Origin of the sequence: Psychrobacter sp. TB67 (assembly GCF_000511065.1) — a bacterium.
Lineage (GTDB): Bacteria > Pseudomonadota > Gammaproteobacteria > Pseudomonadales > Moraxellaceae > Psychrobacter > Psychrobacter okhotskensis.
Window position 1 is genome coordinate 1 of sequence record NZ_AYYA01000057.1, and the last position, 16984, is coordinate 16984.

The window sequence follows — 16984 nt, forward strand, 5'->3', positions numbered from 1 at the left end:
TATTCGTATTAAATGTTATTTGTGCTATAGAAAGAAGCCGTTATCACTATTGATAAAACATATATCAAGTAACGACAACGAGTGCTACTACAATACTTATCTCAGATAATAGGCATTCAATCAAATTATTTGTGAACGTCCGGTTTTCTTATCAGACTCGTTTCACAACATTAATTTATATATACTGCTATCAGCTATAACCAATTCATTAATGGTAATATCTTTGGTAAACATCCTATCGTTCAGCTAGCCTATAAACTGGCTATTTTCGCTGAAATGTTTTTGTATGAGAGATATTTACCGTCTTTTTTGACAAACATACATTGCTGTATAGCTTAGCATGCGTACCCCGCATGACATAGTTTGTTTGCTCAATAGTAGGTATTTACATAATGAATATCTATTATAAACCTCCTACTTCATATATTTATACTGCTAATTATATAGACAGTTTGCTCATATAACTCATCTTCTTACATACCACCAACGTATTGTTAATACTGCCTTACTTTTGACCAGTTGTTTCCTGCTTTTTTGATGAAAAACTCTACTATCTATAATATTTTTTGGTCTTACAACGGTAAGAAGCAACGTTTTTTCGCGCCTCGTATCGTCCTTTAAAATATATGATGGCTGTCTTCTTAAATAGCAAGTTAGATAGCAATCAGAAAAACCTCGCTTGCATTCGATCACGACACATTCTATCACTATGCAAATTTGTTCAATAAAAAACACCGCCTAATAATGAGACGGTGTTTCGTGATGATGTGTGCATACAACCATGCAACAATGAACCCGTTTAACCTGCTTGATCAATCAGCATGTTACGTAGATGACCGATTGCCTTGGTAGGGTTTAAGCCTTTTGGACAAACTGAAACACAGTTCATGATACCACGGCAGCGGAATAGGCTGAATGGATCGTCCAAACGTGCTAAACGTGCTTGCGTATCACCATCACGGCTATCAGCAACAAAGCGATAAGCGTGTAATAATGCTGATGGGCCTAAGAACTTATCAGGATTCCACCAGAATGATGGGCAGCTGGTTGAGCAGCACGCACATAGGATGCATTCATACAGACCGTTTAGCTTTTCACGTTGTTCAGGTGACTGTAAACGCTCCGTTGGCGGTGCAGGCTGATCATTAATTAAGTACGGGTGTACTTTTTCGTACTGCTCGTAGAATTGGTTCATATCGACAACCAAATCACGCACAACAGGCAAGCCTGGTAACGGACGAATAGTAATTTTTTCGGGTAGCGTGTTCATGTTTAACAAACAGGCTAAACCGTTTTTACCATTAATATTCATACCGTCAGAGCCACAAATGCCTTCACGGCAAGAGCGACGGAAGGTGATGGTTTCATCTTCCTTTTTTAGGCGTAATAACACGTCAAGCAACATACGATCTGAGTCTAGTAGCTCAATCGTATAAGTTTGCATGCGCGGCGCTGCGTCCAAGTCAGGATCGTAGCGATAGATTTCGATGGTGCGAGTACCTCGGCTCATAATGCTAAACTCCACACGTAGGTGATGGCGGGCATACAAAGGTTGCCGCATGTCAGCGCTAGAGGGTCTCTCTTTATTACAGCGCTGGCATGAGCATGTAGCTGGCGGTCACCTTTTTAATAAATTAATAAGGGATAGAACGTTTGCGCGGCTTTTATATAACAGATATAAAAGCCGCGCAGTCTAGACTTAATAGACGCGAACTTTTGGCTCGATATAGTCAACAGTCAGCGGTACTTTACGAACAGGCTTATAAACAATGCGATTGCCTTCAGAGTACCAAAGTGTATGCTTCATCCAGTCATGATCGTTACGACCGTTTGGTGCATAGTCATCATCTTCTGGGCGGTCATAATCTGACACACTGTGGGCACCGCGACTTTCGTGACGGTTAGCCGCTGAGATCATGGTTGCTTTAGCCACTTCGTAAAGGTTTGCGACTTCAAATGCTTCAATACGAGCGGTGTTGAACACTTGTGATTTATCAGCTAAATGGATTTGGTCAATTTTGTCACCCAGCGCTAAGATTTTCTCAACACCTTCGTCCATCATGGCTTGGGTACGGAATACGCTAGCATGCTTTTGCATCACGGCACGAATCTCGTCTGCAACGTCTTGAGCATTATAGCCTTCAGTAGACTGTTGTAACTTGTCTAAACGCTTCACGGTAAAATCAAGAACGCGTGGATCAAGCGGCTTGTAGTTGTGATCGGCATGATGGAACTCATCAACGATATGCTTACCTGCTGCCCGACCAAAAACCAATAAATCGAGCAGTGAATTGGTTCCTAAACGGTTGGCACCATGGACACTGACACAAGCACATTCGCCAATAGCATACAACCCTTTAACGACATTGCCTTTGGTATATAGGCCGTCTTCATCCGTCTCCGCATCTAAATCCGGCGTGATAACTTGACCATGAATCGTCGTCGGAATACCGCCCATCATATAGTGAATGGTTGGAATAACAGGGATAGGCTCTTTGGTGATATCGACGTTCGCAAAGTTTTTACCAATCTCAAAGACTGATGGCAAACGCTTCATGATGGTTTCAACACCCAAATGCGTCATATCCATAACGATATAGTCTGCATTCGGACCACAACCACGGCCTTCTTTGATTTCTTGATCCATAGAGCGCGAAACCAAATCACGTGGTGCCAAGTCTTTTACGGTTGGCGCATAACGCTCCATAAAGGCTTCACCATCTTTATTACGCAAGATAGCACCTTCACCGCGGCAACCTTCCGTCAATAGAACGCCCGCACCAGCCACACCCGTTGGGTGGAACTGCCAGAATTCCATATCCTGAAGTGGCACGCCAGCACGAACTGCCATACCGATACCGTCACCAGTATTGATATAAGCGTTGGTAGAGGCTTCAAAGATACGACCAGCGCCGCCAGTTGCCAAAACAGTAATTGGTGACTGGAATACCGCAACCGTCCCTGTTTCTTGCTCAAGCGCGACCACACCGTTGATATTACCGGCTTCATCTTTGATTAAATCAAGGGCAATCCACTCAATAAAGAATTGAGTACCTTGCTCTAAGTTTTTTTGATAAAGGGTATGCAATAGTGCGTGACCCGTACGGTCAGCCGCAGCACAAGCACGTTGTACAGCTTTTTCACCATAGTTAGAAGTATGACCACCGAATGGGCGCTGATAAATCGTGCCATCCTCATTACGGTCAAACGGCATGCCCATGTGCTCAAGCTCATACACCACTTTTGGCGCTTCACGGCACATATATTCGATAGCGTCTTGGTCACCCAACCAATCTGACCCTTTAACGGTGTCATAAAAGTGAAAGTGCCAGTTGTCATTGCTCATGTTACCCAAACTTGCACCGATACCACCTTGAGCGGCAACCGTGTGCGAACGGGTCGGGAATACTTTGGTAATGACCGCCACATTCATGCCCGCTTCGGCCAAATGTAGTGACGCACGCATACCTGAGCCACCACCACCAACGATGACGGCATCGTAGTTTAGGGTCTTAATATTACTAATGGTATTATCTTGTCTAGTTGCCATTACGGTTTTCCTAATGCCTGTTAATGCTTGCGAAGTAAATACAAGGGTTACTTATTACGTCACGGTAGTTGGCTGATTGAACGTCTATTCTGTCTAATCAAGCAAACCACTTAAAATTGACGAGGTAAACCACCTCAAACCACTTACTAAAATGTGCATAGTCATCGTCGTGTCTGGCAAAGTTGACTTATATTCACCCTCATATAAGCGACTGTCTCAGCCAAAAACAATTGAAACTCGTGACTATTATATGGCTACTGAAAGACTGCTCTTAAAGACTTTAACCGTCTATAAAACTGACCAAGCAGTCCATCCTTATTTTTAAAGCCTAGCTTATTTTGTAGAATCTAGCTTCGTTTGTAAAACCTGAATTATTGATAGCGTTATTGATAAAACCTACCGATAAATAAAGCTTAGATATTGAGTCTTTAGACAGCAACGACAGCGAAGCCATTACCCCAAAAAATCATAATACCCCAAAATAAGAATACTAAAATGGCAATGATCATAAGTGCCTGCAACACCAGACGTAGACCTGCTGCGCTTGAGCCTAATTTACCAGTGGTAATATAATCCGTAAAGACGGTCCACATTCCCACCCAAGCATGACCTGCTAACGCAAGGATAGCCACCAAGCTAAATAAGCGCATCGGCAAGCTCATCATAAACTGTGACCATTCAACAAAGGTCACATCGCCATGCGTTAAGAAAAAGCCTAGAAGTACCACACTATAAACGGCTAAGACGACAGCACTAATGCGCTGAACAATCCAATCACGTGAGCCTGATCCGGTGAGACCAGTCGCGCTTTTGACTCCTGAATTATTTTTTATCATTAGAACATCACCCATACAAATGACGCGACAATTAGAATCGCTGCAATCACAAAACTGACCATAGAGGCAGTGCGGCCAGATTTTAGTTCTTCGTTCATGCCCATATCAGCGAATAAGTGCTTGATACCCATCACAAAGTGATAAGCAATCGCGGCCACGAATATCCATGCCAAAAAGCGCACGAGTACGTTGTCAAACACGGTCTCAAAACTCTCAGGCGAGGCCAATGAGTTCTGTAGTAACCACAGCATGACAGGAATCAGTAAAAATAAGATAATACCAGTGATACGATGCAAGATTGAGGCAATTGCGATCGGTGAGCGATTAACGCTAATCACTTGGCTTAAAGGCAGATCAATAGGTCGGTTGCTTTTCACAGCGGGCATCCTTTTTGCGGTTATACTCCTGTATCTGCTAGCAACGCTTGACATTAATGGCGTCAATTAGGCATTGAGCAACACACGAGACGAATAAAGTAAGGAAGAGCTAGCTGACTTCGTTTAGTTTGTGCTAAATATGAAGAAAGGATCGTATGATAAAAGGTTTTGATAAACGGTTTAGCAGGACTCATCAAACTGATAAGCTCTTGACGACAGCCCATCCACTAGCCAACAAGTAAAGATAAACATTCATTAGATCGATTAACTATTCTATTTTTACTGATACTTTTGATACAGAAAAATACGACTGTCGTTTCTATATCACTATGAACCACAAGTGCATTCATTAAAACAGGCTAATTATTTACTAATTACTTAAGAATAGGACAGTTAACAAGATCCATGAGACCATCACCTAGGGTTTTGGTCTAAACAGTCACCATTTGGTCATCGCCAAATACAGATAGAATCAGCTTTAAGCGATACTATATCACGACCACTTATCAATTCGCACAGAGCGAGTGCCAGTTAAGTAACGCTAATTATAAAATGACTGGGCGACAATTACAAATTTATCCCTAAAGTAATGAAATTAGAAGGCTTATTTAACAAACAAGCGGATTTGTGCAATACTAAATCCCCCCTGACGACTCAGCTGGATGAATTTGCTACCCCATTCCGTTCGCCTACTACTCATACGCAGTCTGTTTTTGGCATAAATAGCCAGAATGCCAACGGCTCTATTTTGGCAAATCGATACAGATCTTATGCAAATAATGAGATTTGGCTTAGCACGATAAAAGGGTGTGTTTTAAGTAAAATAACCAAGCAGACATATTTTGATACAAAAATTACAGTAGATAAATACTATGAAACCACACCAGTTGGTGCCATTGCTGCTAAAAGTTTTTTCAAATCAGAGAGAATTGCTGCTAATATAGCCTGCATATTAAATGGGTTAAAACATTTTGACCGTTTGACTACTAATGGCGCGCGGCTGTGCGTCGGTATATTTTTATTCTAACAAGTTACAACCAATGGAGAGGAATTTATGGCTGACACTACCGCCAAACTAACCGTAGATGGTAAAGAATACGAACTTCCAATTATTAAAGGTACTTTAGGGCGTCCAGTTATCGACGTTGCAGCTTTGCAAGAGTCAGGCTTTTGGTCTTATGACCCTGGTTTTAAAGTAACCGCCCCTGTTGAATCAAAAATCACCTTTATTGACGGTGGCAAAGGCGAATTATTACATCGCGGCTACCCTATCGACCAGTTAGCAAACAACGCAGAATACTTAGAAGTGGCCTATGCCCTCGTTCATGGCGAGTTACCTAACGCCGAGCAAAAAGCCGACTTCTTTGAAAAAATTCGTAAGCATGCAGGCGTTCATGATCAATTACGCAAATTCTTTGAAGGCTTCCGCCGTGACGCGCATCCAATGGCCATTATGGTTGGTGTCGTTGGTGCCTTATCAGCGTTCTATCATGAAAACCTAGATGTCAGCAATGAAGATCATCGCGAAATCACCGCTATCCGTCTGATTGCTAAAATGCCAACGCTTGCTGCGATGAGTTATAAATACTCACAAGGCGAACCGTTCATGTATCCACGTAATGACTTCAATTACGCAGAAAACTTCTTATACATGATGTTTGCCACGCCTGCTGATGTTGATTATAAAACCAATGACGTTATCACTCGCGCCATGGACAAAATCTTTACTTTGCACGCAGATCATGAGCAAAACGCCTCAACGTCTACTGTACGTCTAGCGGGTTCTACTGGTGCAAACCCTTACGCTTGTATCGCTGCTGGTATCGCGGCTCTTTGGGGCCCATCACATGGCGGCGCGAACGAAGCTGTTCTTGAGATGCTTGATGAAATCGGTTCGGTAGAAAACGTGCCTGAATTCATGGAAAAAGTGAAGAGCCGTGAAGTGAAGCTTATGGGCTTTGGTCATCGCGTCTACAAAAACTTTGACCCACGCGCACAAGTCATGAAAGAGACTTGTGATGAAGTATTAGCCGCGCTTGGTATCAACGATCCTAAGCTTGAGCTTGCTATGGCACTTGAGAAAATCGCTTTAGAAGACCCGTTCTTCATCGAGCGTAACTTGTATCCAAACGTTGATTTTTACTCTGGCATCATTCTAAAAGCCATTGGTATCCCAACGTCAATGTTTACGGTTATCTTCTCTCTAGCCCGTACCTCTGGTTGGATCAGCCATTGGTTAGAGATGCACAGTGCACCGTTCAAAATCGGTCGCCCGCGTCAGTTATATACTGGTGAGACAAAACGCGATTTTGTTAAAGTTGAAGATCGCAAATAGTAAGCCCTTATCAGCAACATAAAAAATCCCGCTCTCGTAGCGGGATTTTTTATGGTCTAAATTTAATAACGTGATGACAAATCACACTTTACTGAAACTCTTTTAACGTCTGCTCATATTTGGCAATTTGCTCATCGTAGTCTTTAATGGTTTCATTGAACTTAGTCATCAGTGTTTCAAACTCTTGCTGCTGATTGATTTTCATCTGCTGCATATCTAACACTTGCTGAGCTTCTATCTGCTCCCAGACTTGATGTTGAATTATCAAACGCGCCAGCGCTGGGCTTTTTGCACTGACTCTGCCAGCGATTTCTGCATGCTCGAACAGTTGCGGGGTCAAGGTTGCTATATTAATTAAGGTATTGATATCTTCAGCACTAAGTGGTGTCGTTACCGGTTGATATAGTGCTTCCATCGCTTGCTGATAGCTTTCTATTATCTGTGCTTCCGACAACATCACCGGCTTACGTGGCTCAAGACTGATACGCTTAAGCACGGTCAAATCGCGCTCACCAACCTCAGTACTGGTGTTAATGTCAGCATCCGTAACATCGCTCTCGGTAGCGGCTGGTACTGATGCTTGCTCAGACACATTATTGTCGCTTGCCTCTGTAGCTGGCAAGCCGCTATCATCGGGTGTATTACTAGCAGTCACTTGATTGCCAAGATTGCCATCATCATTAGCCGTAGTGTCAGGCGCTCCTTCAAGCAATAAAGCATCGCCACCTGACGCATCAGCAGCTTGTAATGACTCATACTCTGCTTGCAAGCGCTGCTGCAACCCTTGCGCTTGAGCGACGTACAAGGGCTGGAACTGCTCTATGCGGGCAGCAGCTGAATCACTTTGCGGCATAGGCTCGCTGTCTTCTACGCTTGTTTTTTCAGTGGTTTGGTCATAATCTATCACAGGCTCTTCTGCTGGCTTTTGCTGACAGCCCGTCAAGAATAGCAGCCCTGTCATTGTCGCCGCCAGCAACATTGACGATGGGCGCAGACAAAGGCGACCTTGGTTGATACTATCGTTGTGCGAATCGATATCAGACTCAGCTGACAAAAATTTAAACATCAGAGTACATATCCTTTGTTAAAAGCTAACGTTAGAAGCTAACCTATTAAAAGCTCAGATTGTCGCGACATTTCATGGCTTCAGTGCATTGTTTCAGTGTATGGCTTCAGTATAGTGCTAATGCGTTCGGTTTTTGCGCAGCCATACTGGTGTTTGTAGTATTTAGCCTGCTTTATCATCATCGCTATTTATAATATTGGGTATTCAGAAAAATAGCTATTTATCACAATATAGAGCTTAACCGCTGAATGAGCTATCTATTTTTTAGTATTGTCCACAGAGTGTCTGGTCAAAAATGGAATACAGGCTTCTAAATCGTGACAGTCTTTCCCAAGCTGCTGACGTACGAAATAATCCTGTACCATGCGCGCCTGTTGCTCGATACCATAGTTAAAAAAGGACTTGCCTGTTTCTAATACATAATCATAGCGGCGATTGATAAGCGCACCGCGTACCACCTTGAGGCCCTGTTGTAGCTGCCAAACATGGGTTAGCTCGTGTATCAGCCAACTTTGCTTACCAATAGAGGCATGGCTAAAATCTGCTATCCAATCTGCAGGATGAAAGTAAATGTTGCCATTGGGACTAACCGCATAGTTTTTTAGTACCCAAAGCGCCGTTTTAAGATGAACATCATCAAGTTTAATATTGCTACCGAACACTGAACGAGCCAGCACAATTTCACCAGCAGTCAGCTTGCGTGATTGTTTTTTGGAAAATTTTGCCCGTAAAAACTGTTTGAAAGTCTGCTGAGACATCATCAATGGATTGCCTTATGCTAGCGAATGGTGCTGAGCCCTTAATAGGGATACAGACATTAAAAACCAAGCATTAAAAACCAATTGTCTAGGACATAAGCTGTACACTTAGCCAGTTTTTCTTAACGCCAATCTGCGTTAGCCTAGCAGCTCAACCATAATAGTAATAAAGAGCTGTTTGTATAAAAATGAAGTACTGTCTGTATAAATTAGCTTATTTTTACTACCAATGTCTAGGGTGTGTCTTCAATTCAATCAATAGTCGTTTTGATGAAATAATCATTATCAGACCCTGTAACAGCCGACCCTATAATAGAGAGTCCTATGCCGCCTAACTTTCATGCCGATACCCCACTTGCTCAGCGTATGCGCCCCACGACTCTTGATGCTATCATTGGTCAAGAACATTTATTAGCAGAGGGTGCGCCATTGAGACGCTTGGTGGAGCAAGGACACCTGCCGTCCATTATCTTGCATGGCGAAGCTGGCATTGGTAAAACCACGATTGCGATGCTGTTGGCTGACGCGGTTGGCAGGCCTTTTCATGCGCTATCAGCCTTGAATACTGGCGTCAAACAACTGCGTGAAGTGCTAGATACCAAAGATTCTTTAAACTTTGAATCGCCAGTGGTTTTTATCGACGAGATTCATCGTTTTAACAAAGCCCAACAAGATGCGCTACTGGGCGCGGTAGAATCTGGTGATATTACTTTGATTGGCGCGACCACCGAGAACCCCTCTTTTAGTGTCAATAATGCGCTGCTATCTCGTTGCCAAGTTTATCGTCTAGAGCCACTAACGCCTGAACAAATCAGTGCGGTCTTACAACGAGCCATGCAAGAAGACAACATTCTGCAAAATTTGACTATCGACCTGCAAGCACAAAATACCATCAGTCAATTGGCACATGGTGATGCCAGAAAAGCGCTGAATGTATTAGAGCTGGCGATTCAAACGGCAGATAGCAAACAGTCGCCAGTTATCATTGATGACGAACTGGTTAGCCGAGTGGCGCAAACCGCCTTAGTACGATATGACAAGGATGGCGAGCAGCATTACGACATTATATCTGCCATGATCAAATCCGTCCGTGGCTCCGATCCTGATGCGGCTTTGTACTGGATGGCGCGGATGCTCGTTGGCGGTGAGCCCGCTGACTTTATTGCGCGGCGCTTAGTGATTTTGGCCAGTGAAGATATCGGCAATGCCAATCCGAATGCCTTACTCCTCGCCGATGCAGCATTACGTAGTGTACAGTCGATTGGTATGCCAGAAGCACGTATTATCTTAGGACAAGTGGTGGTTTATCTGGCGACCAGTGCCAAAAGCAATAGCACGTATAAAGCCATCAATGCTGCAATGGCGTTGGCAGAAAAGGATGCATCTCCTGTGCCGCTACATCTACGTAATGGCGTGACCAAGCTGATGCGTAATCAAGGCTATGGTCAAGATTACATCTACCCGCACGATTATCCCAACCACTATTATCCGCAGTCATATTTGCCAGACAATTTAATCGGGACAAGCTTTTATGAGTTTGCGGACAATCAGCGTGAACAACACAGCAAGCAGTTTATGGATTGGCTAAAAAGCCAAGCGGCGAGTAATGACCAATAAAGATTATCTGCCTGCATCATTGATATTACTTATCACTATTTTTAAGCTATTAATGGACAGATTGTCAAGATGATGCAGCATGCTGGGGTGAAAAGCGTTAAAATGACCTCATAACGATATACACCAGCCAATTGAGTAGGTCATTTTTATAGCATATTGCGCCAACTAAGGCAGGTTTTACCTTAGCACAGCAGCGCGTGGCGCTATCTACTGCTACAATAGCCGGATAAACATTTATATCCCACATCACACTGATTTATACATAATAAAATATTGAGACTTCCTATGAGTTTAGATACGATTCCTGAGATTATCGAAGACATTCGTGCCGGAAAAATGGTTATTTTGATGGATGATGAAGACCGCGAAAACGAAGGTGATATCATCATGGCAGCGACCCATGTGCGCCCTGAAGATATTAACTTTATGATTACCCATGCTCGTGGTTTGGTTTGTTTGACTTTATCACAAGCACGTTGCCAACAGTTGGCACTACCGCTGATGTCAGATCGCAATGAGGCAAAATTTAGCACCAACTTTACCGTGTCAATTGAAGCAGCTGAAGGTGTCACCACGGGTATCTCTGCGGCCGATCGCGCGCGCACTATTCAAGCAGCGGTCTCATCTGCAGCAAAACCTGAAGACATCGTACAGCCTGGGCATATCTTCCCGATCATGGCACAAAACGGCGGCGTATTGCACCGTGCCGGACATACCGAAGCAGGGTGCGACTTAGCACGATTGGCAGGTCTTGAGCCCGCAGCAGTGATTGTAGAGATCATCAATGCTGATGGTACAATGGCACGCCGTGATGATCTCGAGATATTTGCAAAAGAGCACGGCATCAAAATGGGCACCATCGCTGATCTTATCAACTACCGCATTGCCAATGAGCAAACGGTAGAAGAGATTGAGTCGCGTCCCTTTGAGACTGAACACGGCACCTTTACCCTACATCGCTTCCGCGAATTTGGGGCGGATGAAACGCATTTAGCCTTGGTAAAAGGTGATGTCAGCGAAGGCGTCAGTACGGTACGTGTACACGGCTTCCACCCTTTGCGTGATTTATTTGCTGCTAAAAATGATACCACAGGCCGTAGTGGCTGGAGCGTACAGTCGGCGTTAGAAGAAATCAGTGCCTCAGATCGCGGCGTGTTGGTTTGGATTGGCAGTCATCAACCGATTGATTTGGGCGACGCCTTGGATAAAGCCGCTGATAATGAGTCGCTATCTACCATTACCCAACAGCCTTATCGTAGTATCGGGGTTGGCGCACAGATTTTGCGCCATTTAGGCGTGCGTGATATGCGCCTATTGTCCTCACCAATGAAGTTTTATGCCCTTTCAGGCTTTGATCTGAACGTGGTTGATTTTGTGCATGCGCCAAAGCAAGTTTAGGATTTGATTGGCTGGATGATTCAATATTAGTCACACATAAAAAGGCACGCTACTTTACCGTTAGCGTGCCTTTTTTATTTATTAGGGGTTAATTTTTAAAATTTAGGCGTGTGTCCGACTGCTGTTTCTAATGCGAGCAGTCGCTTGCGCTCCTCGGTTGTCCAAGGCAACTTAGTTTTGCCATCACTCTCTAAGCGCACCACGACTGCCTCAGCAGTAGCGACCAGCGCTTGCTGCGAAGCGCTATAATAACTATATTCTATAACAATACTGGTTGTGCCCAAGCGTTGACAGCGTACGCCCAATAATAAAGTGTCAGGATATACGACTGGTCGTAAATACTGACAGCTAGACTGAGCGAGGACTGTCACCATACTGCCATCAAACATCCCTAACGTCTGCAAATACGCAATACGCGCTGACTCAGCATAACGATAATAGACGACATTGTTTAAGTGGTTAAACGCATCCATCTCGCCCCAGTGAATCGGCTGATGATGAATAACAGGATAATGTGCCAATTCCTCAGGGCGGCTAGCGCTTGATACATCAACGGCACGATTGGCTGTCTTATTTTTCTTATCCATGTTTTAACCTTATCTTTCAATATTGATATAGACGACTATTTTAAACAAGATTTGCTCATTGACGTTGTCATTAACGTGGCGGTTTTTCTAGAATTTGCGTGGTCAATAGTGGCGTTGGTTTCGGTGCGTTGGCAATAAGTTGATCGAGCCAATTAATCACTTCTGCAATGTCGCTTGGCGCTTTCATTGTTTCTAAATTTTTGGCCAAATCGTTTGTATTTTTAGTAGCGCTCGTCATACTTTTTGCTGCTGATTGCGCAGGTTGTTTGCTAGCAGTCATAGAAGATGGTGGTACTAAGGTTTTTAATTGCTTACGAGCTTGCGTCAGATAGCTGATAAGCTGATCCTGCTCACGCATATTGCTGGCTTGGCTCGCTAAATTCAATGTCATGATAACTTCATGAATGGTTAATTGGCGGCGGTTCAAGGTAAGATTATTATTGCCTACTGCTCTACTTTGCTGAGTATTTTTTTGAGTGCTCTCATTGCCATTATTATTGTTAGTGCCATTACTATTGCTGTTCGCTGCCCGCTCATGACTGTGCAAAAAATCTTGAATATTCTGAATCGCTAGATTTTGGATTTGCCATGGGCTTGGTTGTGCACTTTGGGCTTGCAGACGTTCGATATCTTTGAGCAAGCTTTGCTTAATGACCACGGTCAACGCCGGGGCAATCTCATTGCTGCTTTGGGCTAATTGCCAGTGCAGACCGCGTAGTAAGTCTATCGCTGCACTATCATTATTGTCAGCCAGTAATCTATTGGCTGCCTGTATTTGGATACGCAGTAAATCTAGCTGGTTTTGAGCTTGGTTACTGGCCGCTACGCTCGGCTCTGGTAAGGTCTGCTGACTCATGGCGAATATGCGATCATCCATCTCATTTAGACGACTGATCACCTGCTCATTGCTTTGTAAGCGCTCATTGACGCTGTGTTGAAAACGTTGATGGCTAATATATAGGCCTAATAACGCCGCGATAAGTAGCAATATCACCAACCATTGCAGACGCAACAATAAGGTGTTTGCTTGGCGGCGCTGCTGGATAGCAGAAGGATCCCTAGATAATGATTCAGAATTCGTTGACATAAGACAGTACCGTTATTGGTAAGGTTAACCATGTTTAAAGCGAGCGAAAAAATGTATCAAGCACTAAGGCATGTCATCAATTAGCACAGTTATATGTTTATAAAGTTTTAGAGTTAATGGCTGCCAGAATAGTTTCTGGTGCCAAATCTTCCACACGCCAATAGCTCAGCTGCTGTTGTGCGACCATGTTTGCCAAACGTTCGCCCAATACGACATAAGCGAAGTCTGATAATTTAAGCGCCGCGTTATCGGTCTTGCTTTGATTTGCAATTGCTTCTAAATTCTTCTCGTCTAAAACCTTAACTACCGCGGCTTCAACAATACTGGCCCAATGCTCAAAGGCCGTGCCACTACTGATCACGACGATTGGCTTTACTCTATCTACAGTGGCATTAGCTTGCAAAGCATTTTGTGCATAAAAATCCTGCAACCATTGCTCATACTGGCTCTGCGCATCCTCTGGCATGATGCGCTCGTACCAAGCAATACTATCGATATGCACACCGCGCGCCTGTAAGGTATCGACTAGCAGACGACGTCCGCCAAGCCCGCGCCATATCAATAGCTTATCGCCTGCTTGTAGACTTTCTATCTCAGGCATCGCTAGCATACCTTCATTATTGGCAATGCTAGGCTGTCGTACTTGATAACTGGCCCCGGGTAGCTGGGCATTATTGAGGACAGCAGCAGTCGCATCACCAACCGCAATCAAATGACTTGGCGTTTCTAACGCCATCAATGCGGACTCTACCAGCTCAGTAGTCTTATTTGGTTTTTGACGCTCAACCTCAAGTGCTTGCCACATGGCTAACCCAGAGGCCGCAGCGGTCGGACTAACAATAACCAATGCTTGATAATCACCTGCCAGCCACTGCCGCATCATTTGTCTGTCTTTATCGGTCGTGGCACGCGCTTGTAATGTCAACATCGGCATCTCAATGACCGACAGTCCTGCCGCTTGTAGACACTGGGTCAGTGGCGCTGCACGCTCTATCGGGCGCGTATTGATGACCACTTGTTGCGGCGCTGATAAATTCTCAGTGGACCGATTGGAATCAGTAGACTGCGATGTTGAGTAAGACATAAACCTACCATGATAATCACAATGACAATGACAAAATGCTGATGAAATTAAAGTTAGCGTAATCAAAGGGCGTATAAGCGATTACCACTATATGTCCAAGCCAGTCGCCGTACTTATTTACTGTTTAAGCACTAGCACTGAGGTATTATTCAGGATGATAAATCGCTGATAAGATAGCACCAGCACCATCAGCGAGCAGCAGATCGGCGACATCGATACCGAGCTGATTGGCTTGCGCTTCTTGCTCATCTTGTGTGCCGCTTAATGTTAATCGTTTTTCCGCTTTTAGCAGCTCACTACCATCAGTCTGCCCCACACGACCACGTAGCCACAATACATTGCCGTTATCATTGTTGCCATCATTACCATTGTCATCGTTGTTAGCAGCGGTTTCATCAGCCATTTGCAAAACAGCATAGGCTGCGATTGGCACTTGGCAACCCCCTTCTAGATGACGGTTTAGCGCGCGCTCAGCGATAAGGCGAATACGGGCTTTGTCATCATTGAGCGGTGCAAGTAGCTTTAGCACTTCAGTATCATCCTCACGGCATTCAATCGCCAGAGCGCCTTGTCCAACTGCTGGCAAGCAAGCATCGATATCAAGCTCACCGCGGATACGCTCATCCAGCTCAATGCGCTGTAGCCCACTGGTCGCTAGGATAATCGCATCATACTCGCCCGCATCCAGCTTACCCAAACGGGTACCAACGTTGCCGCGCAAGGTTTTGATTTGCAGATCGGGGCGGTAGGCTTTGATTTGACACTGACGACGCAAGCTTGACGTGCCGACTACCGCGCCTTGTGGCAACTCATCAATACTATTATAAGTATTGGAGACAAAGGCATCCGTGGGCGAGGCGCGTTTGCAATAAACACCGAGCGTCAAGCCTTCTGGTAACTGCATGGGTACGTCTTTTAGTGAATGCACGGCGATATCCGCTTGTTTAGCATACAATGCCTGCTCAAGCTCTTTGACAAACAAGCCTTTACCACCGATTTTAGCCAAGGGTGTATCCAAAATTTTGTCACCTTTAGTGACAATTTTTAGCAAATTAATGGTCAAGCTAGGATACATCTCTAACAGGCGATCACGAATATGCTCAGCTTGCCATAACGCCAATGGGCTCTGACGCGTGGCGATATTTAAGGTAGTCAAAGCAGGTTGCTGCGGATTGCTCATAAAGGGCCTCAATAAGTTCGGTACGATAATGCGCTGTCAATGCCAAATGGACGCCAAATGGATGCTAAACCCTCACGCAAATCCACCCTATCAAATAGGTGATAAAAACCATATGTCATGACTGCTGACGCAAAAAAATACCCCTATTTAAGCATAAATAAGGGTTTGATGATATGGGCTGATTATTTCGCTATCGCAACGGTCTGTTACATACTTTGGATTTTGTCACGTAACGCTGGTAGGTGACGGCGGCTAACCGCTAGCGTCTCATCAATCCCTTTAAAGCGTATCTGATACTGTCCAGCATCTAGGGTCTCTAAAAAGTCCAAAAAGCTGAGGTTGATGATAGCGTTCCGGTGTACCCGAAAGAGGCGGTCTTCAAACTCTTGCTCAAGCTCTTTTAGGGTCTCGTCAATCAATACAATACCGTCTTTATGACGAACTTTGACGTACTTTTGATCCGCGGTAAAATAATAAATATCTTTGAGCTTAATCAACTCGACACCGCGATGGGTACGCGCCGCGATATGTTCTCGCACGGGACGTGCCGTTGGGTCTTCGAGCTTACGAATCTCATTTAGCTGGGCCGCATTTAGATTTTTAGCCTTATTAAGCGCTTCTAACAATTCATCTTTGTTAGCCGGTTTTAATAAGTAACCAATCGCATTGGCTTTCAACGCCGCAATCGCGTAATGATCGTAAGCGGTGACAAAAATAATCGCTGGTGGATGCTCCAGCTTGGACAGCTCTTGCGCACAGCGTACACCGTCCATTTCAGGCATGCGAATGTCTAGTAAAATGATGTCTGGCTGTTGAGTTTTTACCGCAACAATGGCCTCTGCGCCTGTCTTTGCTTGCGCAACCACTTGATGACCCGACTCCTGCACAATCCTAACCAAACGCTCACGTGCCAATGGCTCATCATCACAAACTACAATCCGCATGGAAACTCCTCTCTTACGGCATACTTAGTAGATTTTTTAATAGTATCAATAACATAATAGCATTTATTCCTAAACTTTTATCGCCATCATCTAGAACCAACGACGATAGTAGTATAATAAATGCTGCAATAAATATGCCACGGTCAGTTACCGATAGGAATAAAA

At 44.3% G+C, this 16984-nt stretch carries 15 protein-coding genes; 4 read left to right on the forward strand and 11 right to left on the reverse strand.

Features of this window, described 5'->3' with window-relative positions:
• Nucleotides 1-799 precede the first annotated feature (799 nt).
• From W293_RS0111245 to sdhC, 4 genes are all read right to left on the reverse strand, one after another.
• Nucleotides 800-1510 carry a succinate dehydrogenase iron-sulfur subunit gene (locus W293_RS0111245; protein ID WP_025652539.1) on the reverse strand — a complete coding sequence of 237 codons (711 nt, stop codon included), beginning with the start codon at nucleotides 1508-1510 and terminating at the stop codon, nucleotides 800-802.
• A 189-nt stretch (nucleotides 1511-1699) separates the two neighbouring features.
• Nucleotides 1700-3550 carry a succinate dehydrogenase flavoprotein subunit gene (gene sdhA, locus W293_RS0111250; RefSeq protein WP_025652540.1) on the reverse strand — a complete coding sequence of 617 codons (1851 nt, stop codon included), beginning with the start codon at nucleotides 3548-3550 and terminating at the stop codon, nucleotides 1700-1702.
• 428 nt (nucleotides 3551-3978) lie between these two features.
• Complete coding sequence (gene sdhD, locus W293_RS0111255) at nucleotides 3979-4383, reverse strand: succinate dehydrogenase, hydrophobic membrane anchor protein (protein ID WP_025652541.1); 405 nt, start codon at nucleotides 4381-4383, stop codon at nucleotides 3979-3981.
• A gap of 2 nt (nucleotides 4384-4385) precedes the next feature.
• Nucleotides 4386-4772, reverse strand: a complete 387-nt coding sequence (gene sdhC / locus W293_RS0111260) for a succinate dehydrogenase, cytochrome b556 subunit (protein ID WP_084212321.1) — start codon at nucleotides 4770-4772, stop codon at nucleotides 4386-4388.
• A 580-nt stretch (nucleotides 4773-5352) separates the two neighbouring features.
• Between sdhC and W293_RS0111265 the strand changes: the two genes are divergently transcribed.
• Complete coding sequence (locus tag W293_RS0111265) at nucleotides 5353-5790, forward strand: hypothetical protein (protein ID WP_025652543.1); 438 nt, start codon at nucleotides 5353-5355, stop codon at nucleotides 5788-5790.
• A 27-nt stretch (nucleotides 5791-5817) separates the two neighbouring features.
• The gene (gene gltA, locus W293_RS0111270) at nucleotides 5818-7098 is read left to right on the forward strand and encodes a citrate synthase (protein WP_025652544.1); all 1281 of its coding nucleotides are present in this window, start codon (nucleotides 5818-5820) and stop codon (nucleotides 7096-7098) included.
• Nucleotides 7099-7186: 88 nt separating this feature from the next.
• On the opposite strand, the gene W293_RS0111275 is transcribed toward gltA, so the two are convergent.
• Together W293_RS0111275 and W293_RS0111280 are read right to left on the reverse strand one after the other, a co-directional pair.
• Nucleotides 7187-8164, reverse strand: coding sequence for a hypothetical protein (locus tag W293_RS0111275; protein ID WP_025652545.1), 978 nt, complete (start codon nucleotides 8162-8164; stop codon nucleotides 7187-7189).
• A gap of 257 nt (nucleotides 8165-8421) precedes the next feature.
• Complete coding sequence (locus W293_RS0111280) at nucleotides 8422-8922, reverse strand: hypothetical protein (protein ID WP_051395139.1); 501 nt, start codon at nucleotides 8920-8922, stop codon at nucleotides 8422-8424.
• 324 nt (nucleotides 8923-9246) lie between these two features.
• Between W293_RS0111280 and W293_RS0111285 the strand changes: the two genes are divergently transcribed.
• Nucleotides 9247-10539: a replication-associated recombination protein A gene (locus W293_RS0111285; RefSeq protein WP_025652547.1), complete on the forward strand. Its 1293-nt coding sequence runs from the start codon at nucleotides 9247-9249 to the stop codon at nucleotides 10537-10539.
• Between the two features lie 285 nt (nucleotides 10540-10824).
• A complete protein-coding gene (gene ribBA, locus W293_RS0111290; protein WP_025652548.1) occupies nucleotides 10825-11937 on the forward strand; it encodes a bifunctional 3,4-dihydroxy-2-butanone-4-phosphate synthase/GTP cyclohydrolase II in 1113 nt (370 codons plus the stop codon).
• A gap of 95 nt (nucleotides 11938-12032) precedes the next feature.
• Here the strand turns inward: ribBA and W293_RS0111295 are convergent, their stop codons facing one another.
• The 5 genes from W293_RS0111295 to W293_RS0111315 all read right to left on the reverse strand — a co-directional run bounded on the left by W293_RS0111295 (nucleotide 12033) and on the right by W293_RS0111315 (nucleotide 16819).
• Nucleotides 12033-12524 (reverse strand): acyl-CoA thioesterase, encoded by a 492-nt coding sequence (locus W293_RS0111295; protein WP_025652549.1) that lies wholly within the window; start codon nucleotides 12522-12524, stop codon nucleotides 12033-12035.
• A gap of 70 nt (nucleotides 12525-12594) precedes the next feature.
• Nucleotides 12595-13611, reverse strand: coding sequence for a hypothetical protein (locus tag W293_RS0111300; protein WP_025652550.1), 1017 nt, complete (start codon nucleotides 13609-13611; stop codon nucleotides 12595-12597).
• 97 nt (nucleotides 13612-13708) lie between these two features.
• Entirely contained in the window at nucleotides 13709-14695 is a 987-nt protein-coding gene (locus W293_RS16810; protein ID WP_025652551.1) for a uroporphyrinogen-III synthase, read from the reverse strand.
• Nucleotides 14696-14840: 145 nt separating this feature from the next.
• Entirely contained in the window at nucleotides 14841-15875 is a 1035-nt protein-coding gene (gene hemC / locus W293_RS0111310; RefSeq protein ID WP_025652552.1) for a hydroxymethylbilane synthase, read from the reverse strand.
• 206 nt (nucleotides 15876-16081) lie between these two features.
• Nucleotides 16082-16819: a LytR/AlgR family response regulator transcription factor gene (locus W293_RS0111315; protein ID WP_025652554.1), complete on the reverse strand. Its 738-nt coding sequence runs from the start codon at nucleotides 16817-16819 to the stop codon at nucleotides 16082-16084.
• Nucleotides 16820-16984 lie beyond the last annotated feature (165 nt).